The 17,742-nt window shown below is 58.7% G+C and carries 12 protein-coding genes and 3 pseudogenes; 9 read left to right on the top strand and 6 right to left on the bottom strand.

Features of this window, described 5'->3' with window-relative positions; all coding sequences use genetic code 11:
• Window positions 1–320 precede the first annotated feature (320 nt).
• From ACP7E0_RS26720 to ACP7E0_RS26710, 3 genes are read right to left on the bottom strand one after another with little or no spacing between them, the layout of a single operon-like run.
• Entirely contained in the window at window positions 321–3,584 is a 3,264-nt protein-coding gene (locus ACP7E0_RS26720; protein WP_426129384.1) for an error-prone DNA polymerase, read from the bottom strand.
• Window positions 3,584–5,095 carry a Y-family DNA polymerase gene (locus ACP7E0_RS26715; RefSeq protein ID WP_426129382.1) on the bottom strand — a complete coding sequence of 504 codons (1,512 nt, stop codon included), beginning with the start codon at window positions 5,093–5,095 and terminating at the stop codon, window positions 3,584–3,586. The genes ACP7E0_RS26720 and ACP7E0_RS26715 overlap by 1 nt, the downstream gene beginning before the upstream one ends.
• Window positions 5,016–5,771, bottom strand: coding sequence for an ImuA family protein (locus ACP7E0_RS26710; protein ID WP_426129380.1), 756 nt, complete (start codon window positions 5,769–5,771; stop codon window positions 5,016–5,018). The genes ACP7E0_RS26715 and ACP7E0_RS26710 overlap by 80 nt, the downstream gene beginning before the upstream one ends.
• Before the next feature lie 204 nt (window positions 5,772–5,975).
• On the opposite strand from ACP7E0_RS26710, the gene ACP7E0_RS26705 reads away from it, so the two are divergent.
• The 3 genes from ACP7E0_RS26705 (at window position 5,976) to dinB (ending at window position 9,888) form a co-directional block, all read left to right on the top strand.
• Window positions 5,976–8,042 (top strand): ATP-dependent helicase, encoded by a 2,067-nt coding sequence (locus ACP7E0_RS26705; protein ID WP_426129378.1) that lies wholly within the window; start codon window positions 5,976–5,978, stop codon window positions 8,040–8,042.
• Between the two features lie 10 nt (window positions 8,043–8,052).
• Complete coding sequence (locus ACP7E0_RS26700) at window positions 8,053–8,730, top strand: SOS response-associated peptidase (RefSeq protein WP_426129376.1); 678 nt, start codon at window positions 8,053–8,055, stop codon at window positions 8,728–8,730.
• Window positions 8,731–8,805: 75 nt separating this feature from the next.
• Complete coding sequence (dinB, locus tag ACP7E0_RS26695) at window positions 8,806–9,888, top strand: DNA polymerase IV (RefSeq protein WP_426129375.1); 1,083 nt, start codon at window positions 8,806–8,808, stop codon at window positions 9,886–9,888.
• Between the two features lie 362 nt (window positions 9,889–10,250).
• Here dinB and ACP7E0_RS26690 read toward each other — a convergent pair whose 3' ends face one another.
• Window positions 10,251–10,397: a DUF1127 domain-containing protein gene (locus ACP7E0_RS26690; RefSeq protein ID WP_426129374.1), complete on the bottom strand. Its 147-nt coding sequence runs from the start codon at window positions 10,395–10,397 to the stop codon at window positions 10,251–10,253.
• 123 nt (window positions 10,398–10,520) lie between these two features.
• Window positions 10,521–12,866 carry a PBP1A family penicillin-binding protein gene (locus ACP7E0_RS26685; protein WP_426129372.1) on the bottom strand — a complete coding sequence of 782 codons (2,346 nt, stop codon included), beginning with the start codon at window positions 12,864–12,866 and terminating at the stop codon, window positions 10,521–10,523.
• A 285-nt stretch (window positions 12,867–13,151) separates the two neighbouring features.
• Here ACP7E0_RS26685 and ACP7E0_RS26680 point away from each other — a divergent pair, with 285 nt between their 5' ends.
• The 5 genes and pseudogenes from ACP7E0_RS26680 to ACP7E0_RS26660 form a co-directional block, all read left to right on the top strand.
• Window positions 13,152–13,619 carry a BA14K family protein gene (locus ACP7E0_RS26680; protein ID WP_426129529.1) on the top strand — a complete coding sequence of 156 codons (468 nt, stop codon included), beginning with the start codon at window positions 13,152–13,154 and terminating at the stop codon, window positions 13,617–13,619.
• A gap of 328 nt (window positions 13,620–13,947) precedes the next feature.
• On the top strand, window positions 13,948–14,283 hold the full coding sequence (locus tag ACP7E0_RS26675; protein ID WP_426129370.1) for a hypothetical protein: 336 nt from the start codon (window positions 13,948–13,950) through the stop codon (window positions 14,281–14,283).
• Window positions 14,284–14,486: 203 nt separating this feature from the next.
• A complete protein-coding gene (locus tag ACP7E0_RS26670) occupies window positions 14,487–14,759 on the top strand; it encodes a hypothetical protein (RefSeq protein WP_426129369.1) in 273 nt (90 codons plus the stop codon).
• 72 nt (window positions 14,760–14,831) lie between these two features.
• Window positions 14,832–15,203: pseudogene (locus ACP7E0_RS26665) on the top strand (hypothetical protein); the annotation flags it as partial.
• A 198-nt stretch (window positions 15,204–15,401) separates the two neighbouring features.
• A pseudogene (locus ACP7E0_RS26660) lies at window positions 15,402–15,621 on the top strand (acyltransferase family protein); the annotation flags it as partial.
• 11 nt (window positions 15,622–15,632) lie between these two features.
• Here the strand turns inward: ACP7E0_RS26660 and ACP7E0_RS26655 are convergent.
• Window positions 15,633–16,182 (bottom strand): annotated as a pseudogene (locus tag ACP7E0_RS26655) (ABC transporter transmembrane domain-containing protein); the annotation flags it as partial.
• Window positions 16,183–16,439: 257 nt separating this feature from the next.
• Between ACP7E0_RS26655 and ACP7E0_RS26650 the strand changes: the two are divergent.
• A partial coding sequence (locus tag ACP7E0_RS26650) for a sensor histidine kinase (RefSeq protein WP_426129367.1) occupies window positions 16,440–17,742 on the top strand: 1,303 nt, incomplete at its 3' end.

Here is a 17,742-nt window from a genome sequence, read left to right as displayed (position 1 = left end):
GTTCGTGCAATAAAGGCGCAAAGCTACCGTTCGTCGGACTAAGCGCGAGGTCGGCAAACAGTTCGTCAATGGACGTGCACATAGAAGCTCTTGAAGAGATACGAACTGCTGTCCTGCATTAATTCTCGACTCGACTCAAATCCCTCGGAATGCTTCATTGCCGCTTGGAGGACTGAGCATGGCGTACGAGTGGGACGAAGACCGCGCACGAAAAATGCGCCTGATCAAGTTGGCATCTGTGTGGGCATTGACTGCGTCAGCACTCAGTGTCCCTGTCGCCTTGCTTTTAACCGCATCTCCTCTGTAGCCGCCCACCGAAATCACTGAAAATTCCTGCTTTTCACCTTCAGCGTATTGATATGAAGGTCATCTATGTAAATTTCGCGGGCCTTGACCCCCATTGGTCGCCGCTCCCGGCTATCCGGGCTGCCGGGCGATGCATGGGCAAATTCGTCGCCACGTCCGCTCGGCACCCGGAAAGTGTCCCGCTCGCCCACGCTCGCCAGATCGCCGGTCAGATCGAACATCCGTTGCGCCACCAGATGCACGACGCCCCCTTCGCGCTGGATTTTGCCGTTGATCGCCATCATTGCGGATCCGAGCACGACGCGGCGCTGCTTTTCAAACAGGCTCGGCCAGACGACAATATTGGCAACGCCTGTCTCATCCTCGATGGTCATGAACATGACGCCCTTGGCGCTTCCCGGCTTCTGACGGACGAGAACAAGACCCGCCGTCATCAGCCAGCGACCGTCGCGCGCCGAGGTTGCCTCGGCGCAGCTGACGATGTTTCGCCGGGTGAGATCCACGCGCAGGAAGCTGACCGGATGGGCTCGCAGCGTTACGCCCGTATGCCCGTAATCCTCGACGACATTGGCGCCCTCCGTCATCTGCCGTAGCACCACGTCCGGTTCCTGCTGTTCGGCGGATACCGCCCGCTCGCGATCGGCGGCCGCAGCAAACAGCGGAAGCGGCTCGTCGCGCAAGGCCTTGATCGCCCAGAGCGCATCGCGCCTTTCAAGTTTCAAGGACGGCCGAAATGCATCGGCTTCGGCCAGCTTGACCTGGGAAGCCGACGGCACGCCGGCGCGCCGCCACATATCGTCGACGGAAACGAAGGGTTCGTCGCCGCGCGCGACCGCGATTTTTGCCGCATCCTGTTCGGGCAGCCCCCTGACCAGACGCATCCCGAGACGCACGGCATGGCTGTCGGTTCCCTCGATCTCTTCAAGCGTGCAATCCCATCGAGAGCGATTGATGCAGATCGGGCGGATCGCCACACCATGGGCTCGCGCATCGGTAACGATCTGCGCTGGCGCATAGAACCCCATCGGTTGCGCATTGATGAGGGCGGCACAGAACACATCCGGATAATGACATTTTACATAGGATGAGGCATAGGCGATGAGGGCAAAAGAGGCGGCATGGCTCTCGGGAAAGCCATAGGAGCCAAATCCCTCAAGCTGCGAGAAGGTCTTCTCGGCAAAGTCCTCGGTGTAGCCGTTCTTCACCATGCCCTGGACAAGCTTGTCCTTGAACTTGCTGACACCGCCGGTGAACTTGAATGTTGCCATCGAGCGCCTGAGCGCATCGGCCTCGCCGGCGGTAAAGCCGGCACAGACAATCGCGACACGCATCGCGCTCTCCTGAAACAACGGCACGCCCAGCGTCTTGCCGAGCACGGCCTCCAGTTCCGGCTTCGGATAAACGACCGCCTCTTTGCCCTCGCGCCGCCGAAGATACGGGTGCACCATGTCGCCCTGGATCGGACCGGGGCGAACGATCGCCACCTGAATGACCAGGTCGTAATAGGTCTGCGGTTTCAGCCGCGGCAGCATCGACATCTGTGCACGGGATTCGATCTGGAAAGTGCCGAGCGTGTCGGCCTTGCGGATCATCGCATAGGTCGGCGGATCATCCGGCTCGATGGTGGCGAGATCCAGCGTTATGCCTTTGTGTTCTTCCAGAAGGGCAAAGCCCTTGGCCATGCAGGTGAGCATTCCCAAGGCGAGCACATCGACTTTCATGAAATTGAGTGCCTCGATATCGTCCTTGTCCCACTCAATCGTCTGGCGATCTTCCATCCGGGCCTGTTCGATCGGTACCAGTTCGTCGAGGCGGTCATTCGTCAGGACAAAGCCGCCTGGATGCTGACCAAGATGACGGGGCGCCCCCATCAGTTGCTGGGCCAGCTGCAATGTCAGACGCAGGCGGCGATCGGACATGTTCATGTTGAGCTCGTTGACCTGCTTTTCGCCGACGCCCTCCTCGCTCCAACCCCAGACGCCGGCAGACAGCGCCGTCATCATGTCTTCAGGCAGGCCGAGCGCCTTGCCGACATCACGAAGCGCGCCCTTGGCGCGGTAACGGGTAACGGTCGCGCACAAGGCAGCCTTTTGCCGGCCGTAGGTCTTGTAGATCCACTGGATGACCTCTTCACGCCTAGCATGTTCGAAATCTACATCGATATCCGGCGGCTCGTTGCGCTCCTGGGAGATGAAACGCTCGAACAGCAGATCGTTTGAGGCGGGATCGATGGCAGTAATGCCGAGCACATAACAGACGGCGGAATTGGCCGCACTGCCGCGACCCTGGCACAGAATATTCTGCGAACGCGCGTAGCGGACAATGCTGTAGACCGTCAAAAAGTAAGGCGCGTAATCGAGTTTGCGGATCAGATCGAGCTCGTGATTGAGGGTCTTCACCACATCATCAGGCACGTCCTCGGGATATCGATCCCGGACGCCCTCCCAGGTGAACTTCTCCAACGACTGCTGTGCCGTCAATCCGGGGATGATGGCTTCCTCAGGATATTGGTATGTGAGCTCGTTCATGTCGAAGCGGCAGCGATCGACAATCTCGCGGGTGCGGGCGAGTGCCTCAGGATAGCGGCTGAACAGACGGTGCATTTCCTCAGGCGGCTTTAAAAAACGATCGGCGTGCCGTTCACGCAGGAAACCGGCCTGATCTATGGTCGTTCGATGGCGAATGCAAGTGACGACGTCCTGCAGCTGGCGCCTGCCCGGCTCGTGAAACAGCACGTCATTGGTAACGACCGGTCGAACCGTGTGCCGGATCGCCAGCGTGTTGAGCTCATGCAGGCGCAAATGATCGTTCGGCCGCCGGCGCAACGTCAGTGCCATATAGGCGCGGTCGCCAAACATCTCGTTCACTTTGCGCAGCTGGACAGCGCAGCCATCATCAGCCTCGTCAGGGATCAGGACGGCGAGCAGTCCGTCTGCATAAAGGGCGACGTCCGACAGATCGAGGATGCATTTCCCCTTGCCGCCCCGCTCCTTGCCGAGCGAGAGGAGCCGGCAAAGCCTCGAATAGGCCGGCCGGTCCGTCGGATAGACCAGCATCGCCATGCCGTCCGTCAAATCGAGCCTGCAGCCGACGACCAGCCGGACGCCGGTTTCTTTGGCCGCCTCCCAGGCGCGCACGATCCCGGCCAGGCTGTTGCGATCGACGATGCCAAGCGCCTCGATGCCGAGTGCCTTGGCGGTCGTGAACAGCTCATCGCAGCCGGATGCGCCGCGCAAAAAGGAAAAATGACTGGTGACCTGGAGCTCGGCGTAGCGCATCAGCCATAAATCCCGTGCAGGAACCATTTGGCTGTTCCGGTCGCAGGATCCACACCATCGCCGGAGCGATAGACCCAGAAGCGATTGCCGTCCTCGTCCTCTACTGAATAGTAGTCCCGCACCGCCTCCATCTCGGATGTGCGCACCCACCATTCGCCAAAGACCCGTTCCGGGCCGTCGCCGCGTTTGATGCGCCGGCGTTTGCCCCGCCAGGTCATGGATGCCGGCGGATGATCGGGTGTGAGCGCAATCACTTCGATCCGTTCCGGGCGCGGCAACATGCGGCTTGGCCGCGGCCAGCGGGTCGGCCAGGCTTGACCGAGTTTTGCGGCAATGGGGGAGACGCGTCCGACATTGCGCTCCGGAACGTCGCTTTCGACAGGGGCCAGCCGGTACATGCGTTGGCCGCGATTTCCAAAACTGTCGAGCAGTGGCGTCACATCGACGACGGTTTCTTCGACAAGCGAGGAGATCGACTGCTTTTCTTCGAATGGCTCGATCATCGTCGCGGCAAGAGACAGTTTTTCGATGCCGAAACCGGGGTCGATCTGCTCGATGCTGGAACAGAGAAGCTTTGTCAGACGCTGGATATCGCGCACCGGCTTGGCCATTCCGGCACGCAGGGACTGCAACGTGTTGTCGACGCGATAGATGATCAGATCGGCGCGGCGAACGCCCTGCCCGCGCGTCTCCAACGCGGCGCAGAGTTCGACCACGAGCTTGCCGATATATTTCCCGATGGTTTCGGCAGCCCCGATCGGCTCGGAAAAAGATCTGGCCACTTCAATCAGGTCGGCCGTGCGAATGGGGTCAATCGGTTCGGCGACGCGCCCGAACATCTGGTCGAGCCTGCGGCCGACCTCCCGCCCAAAACGCAAAGCCAAAGGCGCCCGTGGCGTTGCCGAAAGTTCGCCGACGGTGCGAAACCCAAGCACGCCCAGACCGCTGACAATGTCGGGCGGCAGGCGGAGGCTTGAAATTGGCAGGTTGACGACGGCCTTGCCCGTTTCTCCAACCGGGACGATGATCACCTCGCGCCGGGTCGTGCGGGCTATGGCATGGGCGCCACCCCAGGTGTCTGAAATTGCACCCCGCGCCTGAAGGCCGTGGCCCCTTAAAATGTTGATGAGGCCGGTGAGCATCGGCATCTCGCCGCCGCGCAGATGGTCCGCACCCTCGGTATCCATGACGATGCCGTTGGGAATATCCATGGCCACCACCGGGGTATATTGGCGCAACATCCACAGCGCCAGGCGCTCAATCGCCAAGGCATCACCTTGTCGATCGGCATCGACAAGATGCAGGCCGGATATCATCGCCTGGGCTTTCGCGGCAGGCATACCGATCCGAACGCCGGCCTTGAAGGCTGCGGCGTCGACCGCGGCCACGGTGCGTTTCGATCCACTGCGGGAAACGACCACGACCGGTGTTTCAACCAAAATTCCGGGATCCGCGCGCCTGATCCTGTCCGTTGATAGCGTGGGGAGAAAGACTGATACGACCCGTGGCATCGCAGGCACCTATTTCAAATTCGGCGGCTTCTCCCGCCCTTGCTCTGATCAGTTCCGCCAACCATCTCGCTCGGCCGATGCCCGGCACGGGAAGCGGCTCGGAGGGAAGGACGCTGATGCGCCACCGTGTCGTGGCAGCCGTGGGGTGACCGAAGTCTGCTGCCTCCGTCGGGCGGCGCCATCGTCGAAGCGCAATTCCGATCGTTCCCGACGTTTCCGCCGCAAGCTGGAGCCGCCGCGAGGCGGTCATCGGCAGTCGCACCAGCTCGGCGACGACGGCGCCAAGCCCGCCGAAGCGCAGTCCCTCCTCGAAATTGGTGAGCACATCCTCTTCCCGGTCGGCCTCGACATAGATCACCCGGTCATGATGGAGCCCCGCCTGGGCGAGCGCAGGTGCAAACAGATCGGGCCGAGTCAGGCACCAGAGCACGTCCCCCTTGGTTCGCGCGACGATGCCGGCGACAAAGAGAGCGGCGGCCGCGCCATGCACCGCATCGGCCCCACCACCGGCCACCTCGTGCAAGGCGCCAAAAGCAAGCCCGCCGCCTGGAAGCCTGGTATCGATATCGGCAAGACCGAATGACAGAACCTCGCCTTTGCGCACAGTTGCACCTTCGAGCCCCTGGATGCGCTCGCGAAGATCGGCAACGGTCGGATTGACGGCGGAGTTATGCATAGGCTGCGGATATCTTTCTGATGCTGTTCAGGGCTTTTCAGCGGCCATCGCGGCTGATATGTTCATTATTTGTTCTTATCCTCCAAATGAGTCAATGCTGATTCTGGCGGTAGGCAGGGCGCGGATGGCGGAACGCGACGCACAAGCGACGGGCATCCGAACCAAAACAGCCAGAACAGACAGGCACTTATCGGGGATCACAGCATGACGGTTGCCTATCTGGAAAAACTTAACGAGCAACAGCGGCAGGCTGTGGAACACGGCGTTGGACTGGCAGACGGACAGACGGCGGGACCGCTGCTGATCATCGCCGGCGCCGGATCCGGCAAGACCAATACCTTGGCGCACCGGGTCGCGCATCTGATCGTCAACGGCGCCGATCCGCGCCGGATCCTACTGATGACATTTTCGAGACGGGCCGCGTCAGAAATGTCGCGCCGCGTCGAGCGGATCTGCAAACAGGTGCTCGGCGCCAATTCCGGGATTTTGACCGATGCGCTGGCCTGGGCCGGAACGTTTCACGGGATCGGGGCGCGATTGCTGCGGATCTATGCCGGGCAGATCGGACTGAACGTGGATTTCACCATCCACGATCGCGAAGACAGTGCCGACCTGATGAACCTTGCCCGTCACGAGCTCGGATTCTCAAAGACCGAAAACCGCTTTCCGACCAAGGGCACCTGCCTGTCGATCTATTCGCGTGCGGTCAATTCGCAGACGCCGCTGAACGAAATCCTGCGCCAGCACTATCCATGGGTGGGCGGCTGGGAAGAACAGCTGAAGCAGCTGTTTGCCGCTTACGTCGAAGCCAAGCAGGCCCAGAATGTGCTCGATTACGATGATTTGCTGCTCTATTGGGCCCAGATGGTCAGCGATCCCGATCTTGCCGACGATATCGGCAATCGCTTCGATCATGTGATGGTCGATGAATACCAGGATACCAACAAGCTTCAGGCTTCGGTGCTGATGGCACTCAAACCCGGCGGCCGTGGGTTGACTGTGGTTGGCGACGACGCACAGTCGATCTATTCGTTCCGGGCAGCGACGGTTCGCAACATCCTCGATTTCCCATCATCCTTCAGCCCGGCTGCCGATATCATCACGCTCGATCGCAATTACCGCTCGACACAACCGATCCTGGCTGCCGCGAATGGTGTCATAGATCTGGCCCGCGAGCGCTTCACCAAAAACCTGTGGACCGACCGGCAATCGCTTGAGCAACCGAAACTCGTCACCGTCAAGGACGAAACCGAGCAGGCGAACTTCATCGTCAACCAGGTACTCGTCAATCGCGAGACCGGTATGACGCTGAAGAACCAGGCCGTGTTGTTTCGCACGTCCAGTCATAGTGGTCCGCTGGAGGTTGAGCTCACCCGCCGTAACATTCCCTTCGTCAAGTTCGGCGGCCTGAAATTTCTCGATAGTGCCCATGTAAAAGACATGCTGGCGGTGCTGCGGTTCGCGCAAAACCCGCGTGACCGCGTCGCCGGCTTCCGGCTTTTGCAGATGCTGCCGGGGATCGGTCCAAAGACGGCCGGCAATATTCTCGAGACGATTGCGGCCGACCCCGAGCCTCTGTTGGCCCTTGCCGAAATCCCGCCGCCGCCCAAGACCGGCGACGACTGGACATCCTTCGTCCAGTTGCTCGCAGGCCTGCGCAAGACCGAAGATGGCTGGCCTTCGGATATCGGGCAGGCTCGCCTATGGTATGAGCCGCATCTCGACCGCATCCACGAGGATTCCGACACCCGCAAGGCCGATCTCTTGCAGCTTGAGCAGATCGCCAGCGGCTATCCATCGCGTGAGCGCTTCCTGACCGAACTGACGCTTGATCCGCCGGATGCGACCAGCGATCAGGCCGGCGTGCCGCTGCTCGACGAGGACTATCTGATCCTGTCGACCATTCATTCGGCAAAAGGCCAGGAATGGCGTGCGGTCTTCATGCTCAATGTGGTCGATGGCTGCATACCGTCGGATCTAGGAACTGGGACCAGCCAGGAACTCGAGGAAGAGCGCCGGCTGCTCTATGTCGCCATGACCCGCGCCAGAGACAATTTGGCGCTGATTACGCCGCAGCGGTTTTTTACCCACGGACAGAACTCGCAGGGTGATCGGCACGTTTATGCAGCAAGAACCCGGTTCATTCCGGCAACGCTGCTTCAGTTCTTCGAGACGACAACCTGGCCGAAGGCCTCAGTAGCTTCCTCCGAGCGAAGCGCCCAGCAAATCCGTATCGACGTTGGCGCGCGTATGCGAGCCATGTGGAAATAGGAGAGGATCGATGTGCAATCTCTATAATGTGACCACCACCCGTGATGCAGTTATTCAGTTCACGAAAGCCCTTCGGGATCGCGCCGGCTGGAACGAAGCGAGCTTCGACGTTTACCCGGGTTATCAGGCGCCGATTGTCCGCGTCGCAGAGGATGGTGAGCGGGAGATTGCAAGGGCGACCTGGGGCATGCCGTCACCACCAGCCTATGTAAAGAATTACGATCCCGGCGTCACCAATATCCGCAATGTGGCCTCGCCGCACTGGCGCCGCTGGCTTGGACCCACCAGCCGCTGCGTCGTCCCGTTCACCTCCTTTGCCGAACCGGATCCAGCCAGCAAGGTCGAAGGCGGGCGTGTGCCGAACGCCTGGTTCGCTGGAAATGGAGATCGGCCGCTGATGTTTTTCGCAGGGTTCTGGACGCCATGGAAGGGCGTGCGCAAAGTCAGGGATGGCGAGCAGGAATACGAACTCTTCGGGTTTCTGACAACATCACCGAACGAAATCGTCTCTCCCATCCATCAGAAAGCCATGCCGGCAATTCTCACCACGCCGGAAGAAGTCGATGCCTGGCTGACGGCGCCGTGGGACGAGGCTCGCCATCTGCAACGCCCCCTTCCCGCCAATATGCTGGTGATCGTGCCGCCCCAGCCCAAGCCGGACTTGGACGATGAAGGTGTGTTGCTGTGATCATCGGCCACCGTCGCGACCAACAGCCAGCGCGGGATGCACCGACTTTGCCGCGCCACTTTGAGAGCCGAAGCGATGGATAGCGTGCGGCCGCTACACAAAATCATCCACATCGACATGGACGCATTTTATGCGTCGGTCGAACAGCGTGATAACCCGCAGCTGCGTGGCAAGCCATTGGCCGTTGGCGGATCGGCAGCTCGTGGTGTTGTGGCAGCGGCGAGTTACGAGGCAAGGACCTTCGGGGTGCATTCGGCCATGCCGTCGGTCACCGCCAAGCGCAAATGCCCGGATTTGATCTTTGTGCCGCCGCGCTTCGAGGTCTATCGGCAGGTCTCGCAGCAGATCCGGGAAATCTTTGCCGAGTACACGCCGTTGATCGAGCCGCTGTCCCTGGACGAAGCCTATCTCGATGTTACCGAGAACCTGAAAGGCATGGACATTGCCACCGAGATTGCGCTGGAGATCCGTGCGAGGATCAAGGTCGTCACCGGCCTCAATGCGTCGGCCGGCATTTCCTACAACAAGTTCCTGGCCAAGATGGCGAGCGACCTGAACAAGCCGAATGGCCAGGCTGTCATCACGCCAAAGAACGGCCCGAGTTTCGTCGAAGCCCTCCCCGTCAAGAAATTCCATGGCGTGGGGCCGGCGACGGCCGAGCGGATGAAACGGCACGGCATCGAAACCGGGCTTGATCTCAAGTCGAAGTCCCTCGCCTTCCTTCAGCAGCATTTTGGCAAGTCCGGTCCCTATTTCTACGGCATCGCCCGCGGCATCGATGAACGGCGGGTCAGACCCGATCGCATCCGCAAATCGGTTGGCGCTGAAGACACGTTCGTTGAGGACATGGATGATCTCGATCTGGCCAAAGCCGAGTTGCGGCCCCTGGCCGAGAAAGTCTGGAGGTATTGCGAGGCCCACGACATCACGGGCAAAACGATCACCGCCAAAATCAAATATTCGGATTTCAGCCAGGCAACCCGCAGCAGGACCATGTCCGGATCCGTTTCGGACATCGACGTGATCCTGGAGATTGCAGAGACCCTGCTCGCCTCGGTGTTTCCGTTTAAACGTCCGGTCCGGCTCTTAGGCGTCACCCTTTCGTCGCTCAACACCGAAGAGAGCGGGCAAGAACCGCAACTCGATCTCGGACTTTGATGCACCCGACCCTGAAACGGAAAAGCCTGCCGCGGGAGGAGTTGCGGCAGGCTTTCCGAAAAAAACCGAACAGCAGTCGGGAGGAGGGGTGCCGCTGTTCCGACAGACGCCCCTTGGGAGGAGGAGTGGGCCGTCTGAAATCGAAGCTCTGCGGGAGGAGGTGCATCGCTTCGATGAAAACCATAATACCCGTTCTCGCCGCACATTAAACAGACGTTGCTGCAGTGCAGCTATGCGGAGTATGCATGGCCTGTTCCTGACGAAAGAAATCTCCAACTCCGGGCTTCATGGAAGGCCACATACGGAAACGCCCGCGTCATCAGCGGGCGGATAGTCTTTCAAGATAACCTGGGAAAAGCCGCTTAACGAGCGACCGAATGGCGGGCAACGCTTTGGATGTCGGCGCGATCGATGCCGAGCTCCTGCAGTTCGCGCGAGCTCATGCGGCCAGGTTCGGTAACGGTCTGACGATACTTGCGGCAGTTATTGAAAGAGCGTGCTACGTTCATGATGATCCCCTTTCGTGAGGTCTCTTGACGCCAGCAACCTTGCCTTAATGTCGTTTCGATGATTGGAATATTGGCTCTTGGACGCTCATCGATAAGAAACAAGGTCTCAGGTCTCCATCAACGTTATTTCTCGCAAATTCGCCGTTGGCCCCGATATGGCTGATAGGTGCAGTCTGAAACACGGAAGGAGCGGTAATTTCGAGAGCAGGCGCGAATATTGCACGATTGCGCTGCTTCCTTTTCACCGACCACACTATCCGTCCCGGGGTCAGGGTATGGACTCGTGTCAGCCAGGGCAGCTTGCATGAATTCACGCCAAATTTGAGCGGGAACGTCGCCACCGGTGACGCCCTTCATTGGCCTGCCATCGTCGTTGCCCACCCAAACACCTGCAACCAGTGGCTCCGTGAATCCGACAAACCACGCATCCCTATTGTTCTGACTGGTGCCTGTCTTGCCAGCTGCAAAGATGCCGGGGGCTGCCGCACGTCCCGTGCCTCGTTCCACGACCAACTGGAGCAACGAGATCAGGTCCTGCTGGTACTCGGAAATATCCACCGAAGGTTTGATCTGCGGTCCAATACGGAAAGCGCGCGGCTGCGCTTCCGCCTGAAAATCGATGACGCCCCAGGGCTCAATCGGGGAACGTCCGGCGCGCACCGATGCGTAGGCTCCAGTCAAGTCCAGCAGACTGACCTCTGACGCGCCCAGAGCAAGTGCTGGACCTTTGGCTAGAACTGCATCAATTCCGAGTTCCTTGGCTGCGGCTGCGACTCTATCGATTCCGACCTCTTGTGCAAGGGCGACGGCGGCGGCGTTAAGGGAACGAGCAAAGGCTTCGGCAAGCGTGACACGGCCATGATATCTTCCGCCCGAGTTTTCCGGCGACCAGCCATCGATCTCGTTTGGGCTATCGTCAATCCGATCCCCGAGGGTAAAGCCCTTTTTCAAGGCTGCATAGAATACGAACAGCTTGAACGTAGACCCTGGCTGCCGCATGGCCGCGACAGCGCGGTTGAACTGGCTGGCCTTATAGTCGCGTCCGCCCACCATTGCGACAACTGCTCCATCAGGCGTCATTGCCACCAGTGCGGCCTGCGATACCCCGCGAGATACTCCTTCTTCATCAAGGGCGCGCTTTACTGCTGTTTCTGCGGCTTGCTGGAGACGGGGCACCAGTGTCGTCCGGACCGTCATCGAGCCGGGGGACGGACCTGCTATTTCACGCGCCTGTCCTGAGACCCAATCGGCAAACCAACTGCCCGCGCGAGCCGTCGGAGGCGTAAAATGGAGCGCGGCGAATTCGGCTTTCGCCCCCTTTGCCTCATCCAGGTTCAGTTTTCCGTTTTCCACCATCGCGTCGAGCACGGTTGTCGTCCGTTGCCGGGCGCCGTCAAAATTATCAATCGGGTTTAGCTGACTCGGCGCCTTCAGGAGACCTGCCAACATCGCAGACTCCCTGATATCGAGTGCTTCAATATCCTTGTCGAAATAGACACGCGCAGCAGCGGGCATGCCCGTCGCTCCTGCGCCAAGATAAACCGAATTTAAGTACCTGGTGAGGATCTCCCGCTTGCCCAGTTTCCATTCCAGCCAAAAAGCGATAACCACCTCCTGTATCTTGCGCTTCAGTGTCCGGTCGCTTTCCAAGTAGAGGATCTTAATCAGTTGCTGAGTAATCGTGCTGCCACCTTGCACAATTTCACCGGCCTGGAAATTTCTGACCAACGCGCGGGATATGCCCCATAAATCTATACCGTAATGCTCCATAAAGCGCCGATCCTCGATTGAGAGAACAGCATCCACGAGGTGGGGCGGAAATTGTGCGTAGCGTGCCAGCGGTCCCTGGAAAGGACCCTGCCGCACCAGTGGCTGGCCATCCGCGGTCACTAGCACCGTGGTTGGCTTCAGAGATCCATCGGCTATTTCCCGCCACGGGACGCCCTTCAGCGCCAGGAATAGAAGGCTGGCCGAAACCAAAAGAAAGCTTAGCAAAACCAATGTCGAAATAGCGCCCCAGGAGCGCCATCTCACCCGCTTGAAGAACTTCATGAAGGACAATCTGCCGAGAAGTAGGGGCCGTAGCTTTGCTGCGTGTACCGCAAGGCGTGATGAGATAACTTCACGTCGGAAGCCCGGCCGCGAGGTATTGAGATTCTGAGATTGTTTCTTGAGATTTCGTAACGCGTGTAAAAGCCACGCCGTCGTGCGCCGCCATATCGTCCCAAGATCATGGCGCAGTGCAGATGCGAGTTGCTGAATTGCTGGCCGGCTTCGTCCAAAGGGTGGCCCCAGATCCTCTTTCGCGGTGGAAGGGATGCCTGCATCGGCTGGTTGCGCAGATTCCTCAACCTTTACGGGCTGCGACTTTTGGGGTTCATCGGGACCTGTTTGCGGAGTATCCGCCTTCCTGGATACAGGCGCTCCACGACCACGTTTTGGCTTTGAATCGTCCTCGGTGCCCGGCATTCATATCGCTTTCATGTCTCCGCACCTAATCTAGTGCCTAATGCGGGTGAGGGAAGGCATGCAGTTTTGCAATGATCTTTTTTCGTGTCCAACGCGGGATTCGTTTCGGCTCGGGTCGAGCCCGGCGATTACCAGGTAGCGGGCATCGGTCGATGCCACACCGGACTAAGGTCTTGTGTCGGAAGCGCAAAGGTCCCGGACGCTGGATTTACGGAACATAGGCGGAGGTGGGTCGTTCAAGTGGCGGTGAAGTAAACGGCATATTGAAAGGCTAAAACGATGCAAATATTAGGTTTGAATATCGCGCCCCTCGCGCTTTCGGTCGCAATGTTCGCGACCTCATTCGCTCCCGCAGGAGCTTTTACGGGACCTCGGCACGCTCAAATCGCTCAACTCGGGCAAGATGTTGAAGTTGTACAATATCGCCGACGCGATGGTGACTGGCGCCGACGCGATGGCGATGACTGGCGCAGACGCGAAGGATTTTACCGGCGTGGGAATGAGGCTTACTACAACGGCCACCGTGGATACTACGAACGGCGCCGCGGATATCGTCAATATAACGGCGCATGGTTCCCGCTGGGTGCATTTGCCGCCGGCGCCATTATAGGTGGAGCGGTTGCAGATCGGCCGGTGCGATACGGAGGCAGTCATGTGGAATGGTGCGCCAATCGTTACCGCAGCTACCGGGCTTACGACAACACTTATCAGCCCTACAACGGGCCAAGACGCCTGTGCAATTCCCCATATTGAACAGCATCAATCTGCAAAAGACGAGGAACGGCCGGGGAATGAATTCCGGCCGTGGAATGCGTAACAAAGAGATTCCGGGCCCCGTGCTGCTGACGTGTTATTCGGTGCTGGTCTTCTCCGACAGTTAGCCTCGAAGTCGCTGCGCGGTCCCGTCACCACAAGATTGATCGCGAGCGACGGAGACAACTGCGAAACATTCCCTGAGGTGGATCGGGCTGCGCGGTGTCCGTAACCTGCTCTGCAGGACTGGCACCGTGCACAAAAGGTACCTAGTCGGTGAGGGGAAGGATTGATCACACGTATTACCTTAGAATTCAAGGAGGAACACATGCATATCGAAGCCCCGAAACTATGCGAATATCATCCTGATCGTGACCTGCAATGTCAGGAGTGCATAGAACGCATTATGCAGGAGATCATCGCCGAAGCGACAAGAAAAGGGTGGGAGTCGGTCGAGACGGTGCAGGCCATGCAAGAAGTACTTATGAGATTGCGCCTCGGCTTTGCCGGAGGTCTGGATCCGGAAGATCCACTGAACCTGGCGCCCCAGCCATATTATGATGGCCAAATCGAACGTTCGACCCTTCTAAGCCGGTCGTCAATTGTCGGTGTACCTTCTCCGCAAACTTCCTTGAGGCCTGAGCGACATCTCCCTCAAACTTAGAAATTGGGGTTCGCATCGTAGCCCTGGAGTCAATCCAGAAAGCCCGCAGTCTCAAAGCGTCTCCGAGTTGCTTTTGTCCATGTAACGCACGATGTCCGCCGATTCCGAAACCAGCGTTCATGGCGACGATGAAAGACGCGCTACGAGTCTCGTGAGACGCCGAGCCAAACCATGCTTGAAGCAACTGGCCAAAGGAGTGTTTTATGAACACAACGATTTGGGATGCAAACGTCGAGGTGAAGAAAGAGTGCGAGGATCATTTTGACGTCGTTCGAAATCCGCGCGAAGCTCTCGCCTACCTGTTGTCGCAACCGGTCATTTCCATCGCTGATGGCGAGACGGACAAAGCTCATCGCGCATCGTTCTTCTGCCCAACGGCCCTAGCCCCTTCGCGGGCGCGGCACGATCGCCGCTGCCGGTCTCTGGGCAACGCGCTCGGATCCCTCTCCTACTGCTATTGCGATCGGACGACATGACGGTCGGACAGGCCGAAGAAGAGCTTTATCAGACCATCCTGACGATGGTTGACAATGCCGTTCAGGGCGGAAAGAACGACAAAGACGGCAAACCTGAAGGCGGCTCGCTCTAACACTGCCGGAATAAACTCGCTCAACCGCAACTATCACGCATACTTAAACTCGAATGATCCTCGCATGGCGGCGGTTTCCGCCTATGCAATTGCCTATGCGGAGTTCGAAGCTGAGAATGGTACGGACGTCATTCCGACTGACCCGGCCCTAAGCGATGAGGCATTGCGCGAAGCGCTCGCTCGCTTCACGAAGGACGGTGTTGTAACCGACGACACTCTGGATAGGGCCAAGGATATCCTTGGCGTCGGGCCTGAGTTTGGCAAGATCGATCAAATCCGCGACACCCTTCCGGAACCGGCGCCCGATGCCGAACTGGATGCTGCGGACTAGAAACTATGTGACCAGAGGCTGATCGAGCTGCTGCTGGACAAAGTTCGGCCGAATTCGCCCGACAGTCTCAGGGTCCGCCTCAACGGTTTACATGTCTCCACGGACACAGAAGACGGGAAATGGGCGGCAAGCACGGCACTGGGGAGTGGGTACTATCGAGGAGAACGCCTGATCAAGATTGATCGCTGAGAGGTGCCTATGCCGAATACACGCGACCGACAGTTGGATGGGCTGCGAGCCGTTGCCGTCACGATGGTGCTATACGCCCATTTTTTCGCCGACGACGGATCCACGTGGGGCACCTCGGCGTACGCCCTTTCTTCGTGCTCAGCGGATTTCTGATAACGCGGGTTCTTCTGAATGGGCGTCGCGCAGATCGTTACGAGCCATCACTGCATTGAAATCATTCTATGTGCGACCGCCGCCAGGAAAAGCGGCCGAGTGCAGCACTTCGGGCAGCGGCGGCAGAGCGCCCTGCCTGGTCTGAAGGACGAATCCCGCCTTTCGTACTGCATCAGATGCGGCATCAAAGCCCGCCTTTTCGCGTGGCTCCTACCCGAACAAACGGATCAGCCGTCCGGCGTGGACGAGGTGAAGCACCCTGGCGGCAAGTTCGCTGTGGAGCGATGTGACAGTGCGGCTCGAGGTTTTTAAGGCTCGCCGACAAAATGGCGTGCGCGAGCTGGACGAGTACAAGGCCAAGCGCGACGCACAACGCCATTTGCCATGAAAGGAGCAGTAGTAAGCCGAGCAGAATGACGGCAGCCGATGCATTCACGGTTGCCGCAAGGACATTCTGCATCGCATCCGACGCCCGCCAGGACTCGTTGGAAATAATATTCAGCAACCTCCCGGGGCTTTGCTGCAGGAAAAATGGATAGCCAATCCGCAAAAACTGATCTGCAAGCGCGCTTCGTATGGCATGGCTGGCTTTGCCATAGATAAAGTTCGTGAGGATGGTATTGGTAAATGCCAGAATGTAGTTGCAAATGGTCATAGGGGAGACGAGCACGCTCAGTGGTGCTTGGGGCGACATCGCCCCTATAATGCCGGACGACAACACCTACCGCGCGTTCAGCGGCGAAGTTCGTGCCTGCGCTTCTGCCTGTATTTAAGACGGCAGCCCCGGCTCAGAAATTCCCCCTCGACGTTAAGACCTTTCCTTTTTCTGTCGGGCCTGCGTTATTGACGAACTGCCTCCGCGCCTTACTTTGTGACCATAGAGGCCGCCGGAATATGAGCGGACGTTTGGGAGCTGAATCGATCATGCGGTTGTTCGCGGAGCGTTACCGCTGGAATACACCCAGTTTGGCCCAACAGTTCCTCCTCATCGGAGGTTTAGTGTCTCTCGGCGCGACGATCATAGTCGGAGCGTTCGTTACCAGTCTGATTGAAGCTGCAGTCACCAGGAATACCGGGGCTGCGACCGCTCTCTACGTCGACAGTGTCATTGCGCCCCTCCTACCCGATATGCAAACTAACAAAGATCTCAGCGAATCGGTGCAACGAGCACTGGACGAGACTTTGGGCCAGGGCACACTAGGGAAACGGCTAATGTCGTTTCGTCTGTGGCGTCCCGACGGCACCATTCTCTATTCAAACGACAAAGCTCTGATTGGACGAAAACTACCGATTAGCGACGAGCTGCAAACGGCACTAACCGGGACGATGGTTGCTGAGTACGACCATGCCGACGATGTCGGCAGTGAAACCGTACAAGATAGCGGCTTGCCGGTGCTCGAAATTTATAATCCGGTTCTGCAGCCATGGTCAGGGGAAGTCGTCGGGGTCCTGGAGTTTTATGAAATCGCCACCGATTTTCAGCACAGTCTGAACCACGCCCGCCTGCAGAGCTGGATCGCGGTTGTGGCATTTACGATGTCGTTTTTCGCTATTTTATCGGCCCTCGTGTTCAGAGGAAGCAGGACGATAGACAGTCAAGACAAGGCGCTGAAGCAGCGGATTCGAGAACTGTCTGAACTTCTATTGCAGAACGGCGAGCTAAGCGCGAAGCTCCAGCGGGCGAGCCAGCGCACGACGGCCCTCAATGAACGGTACCTCAGACGCCTTGGGGCCGAACTCCACGATGGCCCGGCGCAGCTAGTCGCCTTGGCCGCACTGAAGGTCGACAGCGACATTATCAGCAATCCTCGAACTTCGCGTAAGGTACGAGACGGCGAGATCGCGTCAATCAAATCCAGTCTGGATGACGCGATGCAGGAGATCCGCACGATCTGTAGCGGTCTTGTCCTGCCGCAGATCGAAGGAGCAAATTTGCGGGAAGTAGTCGAACGTGCCCTCAAAGCCCATGCTGAGCGCACAGGCACACAGGTCGAGCTTTCCCTATCACCCACGTCTCCTCAGCTCTCGATCTCAGCGAAAATCTGCGTATTTCGGTTTCTGCAGGAGGCGCTCAACAACGGGTATCGTCACGGCGGTGGCGCTGGGCAATATGTCATCCAGACCTACGACGGGCGAACCGTCTCTGTTAAAGTTGGTGATAGCGGTCCAGGTTTTGACCCAACCAAAATCAAGCCGT

Source organism: Pararhizobium sp. PWRC1-1, from assembly GCF_049897905.1.
GTDB lineage: Bacteria > Pseudomonadota > Alphaproteobacteria > Rhizobiales > Rhizobiaceae > Pararhizobium.
The sequence above is the reverse complement of the archived record's forward strand: the minus strand, read 5'-3'. Positions and strand labels throughout refer to the sequence as shown.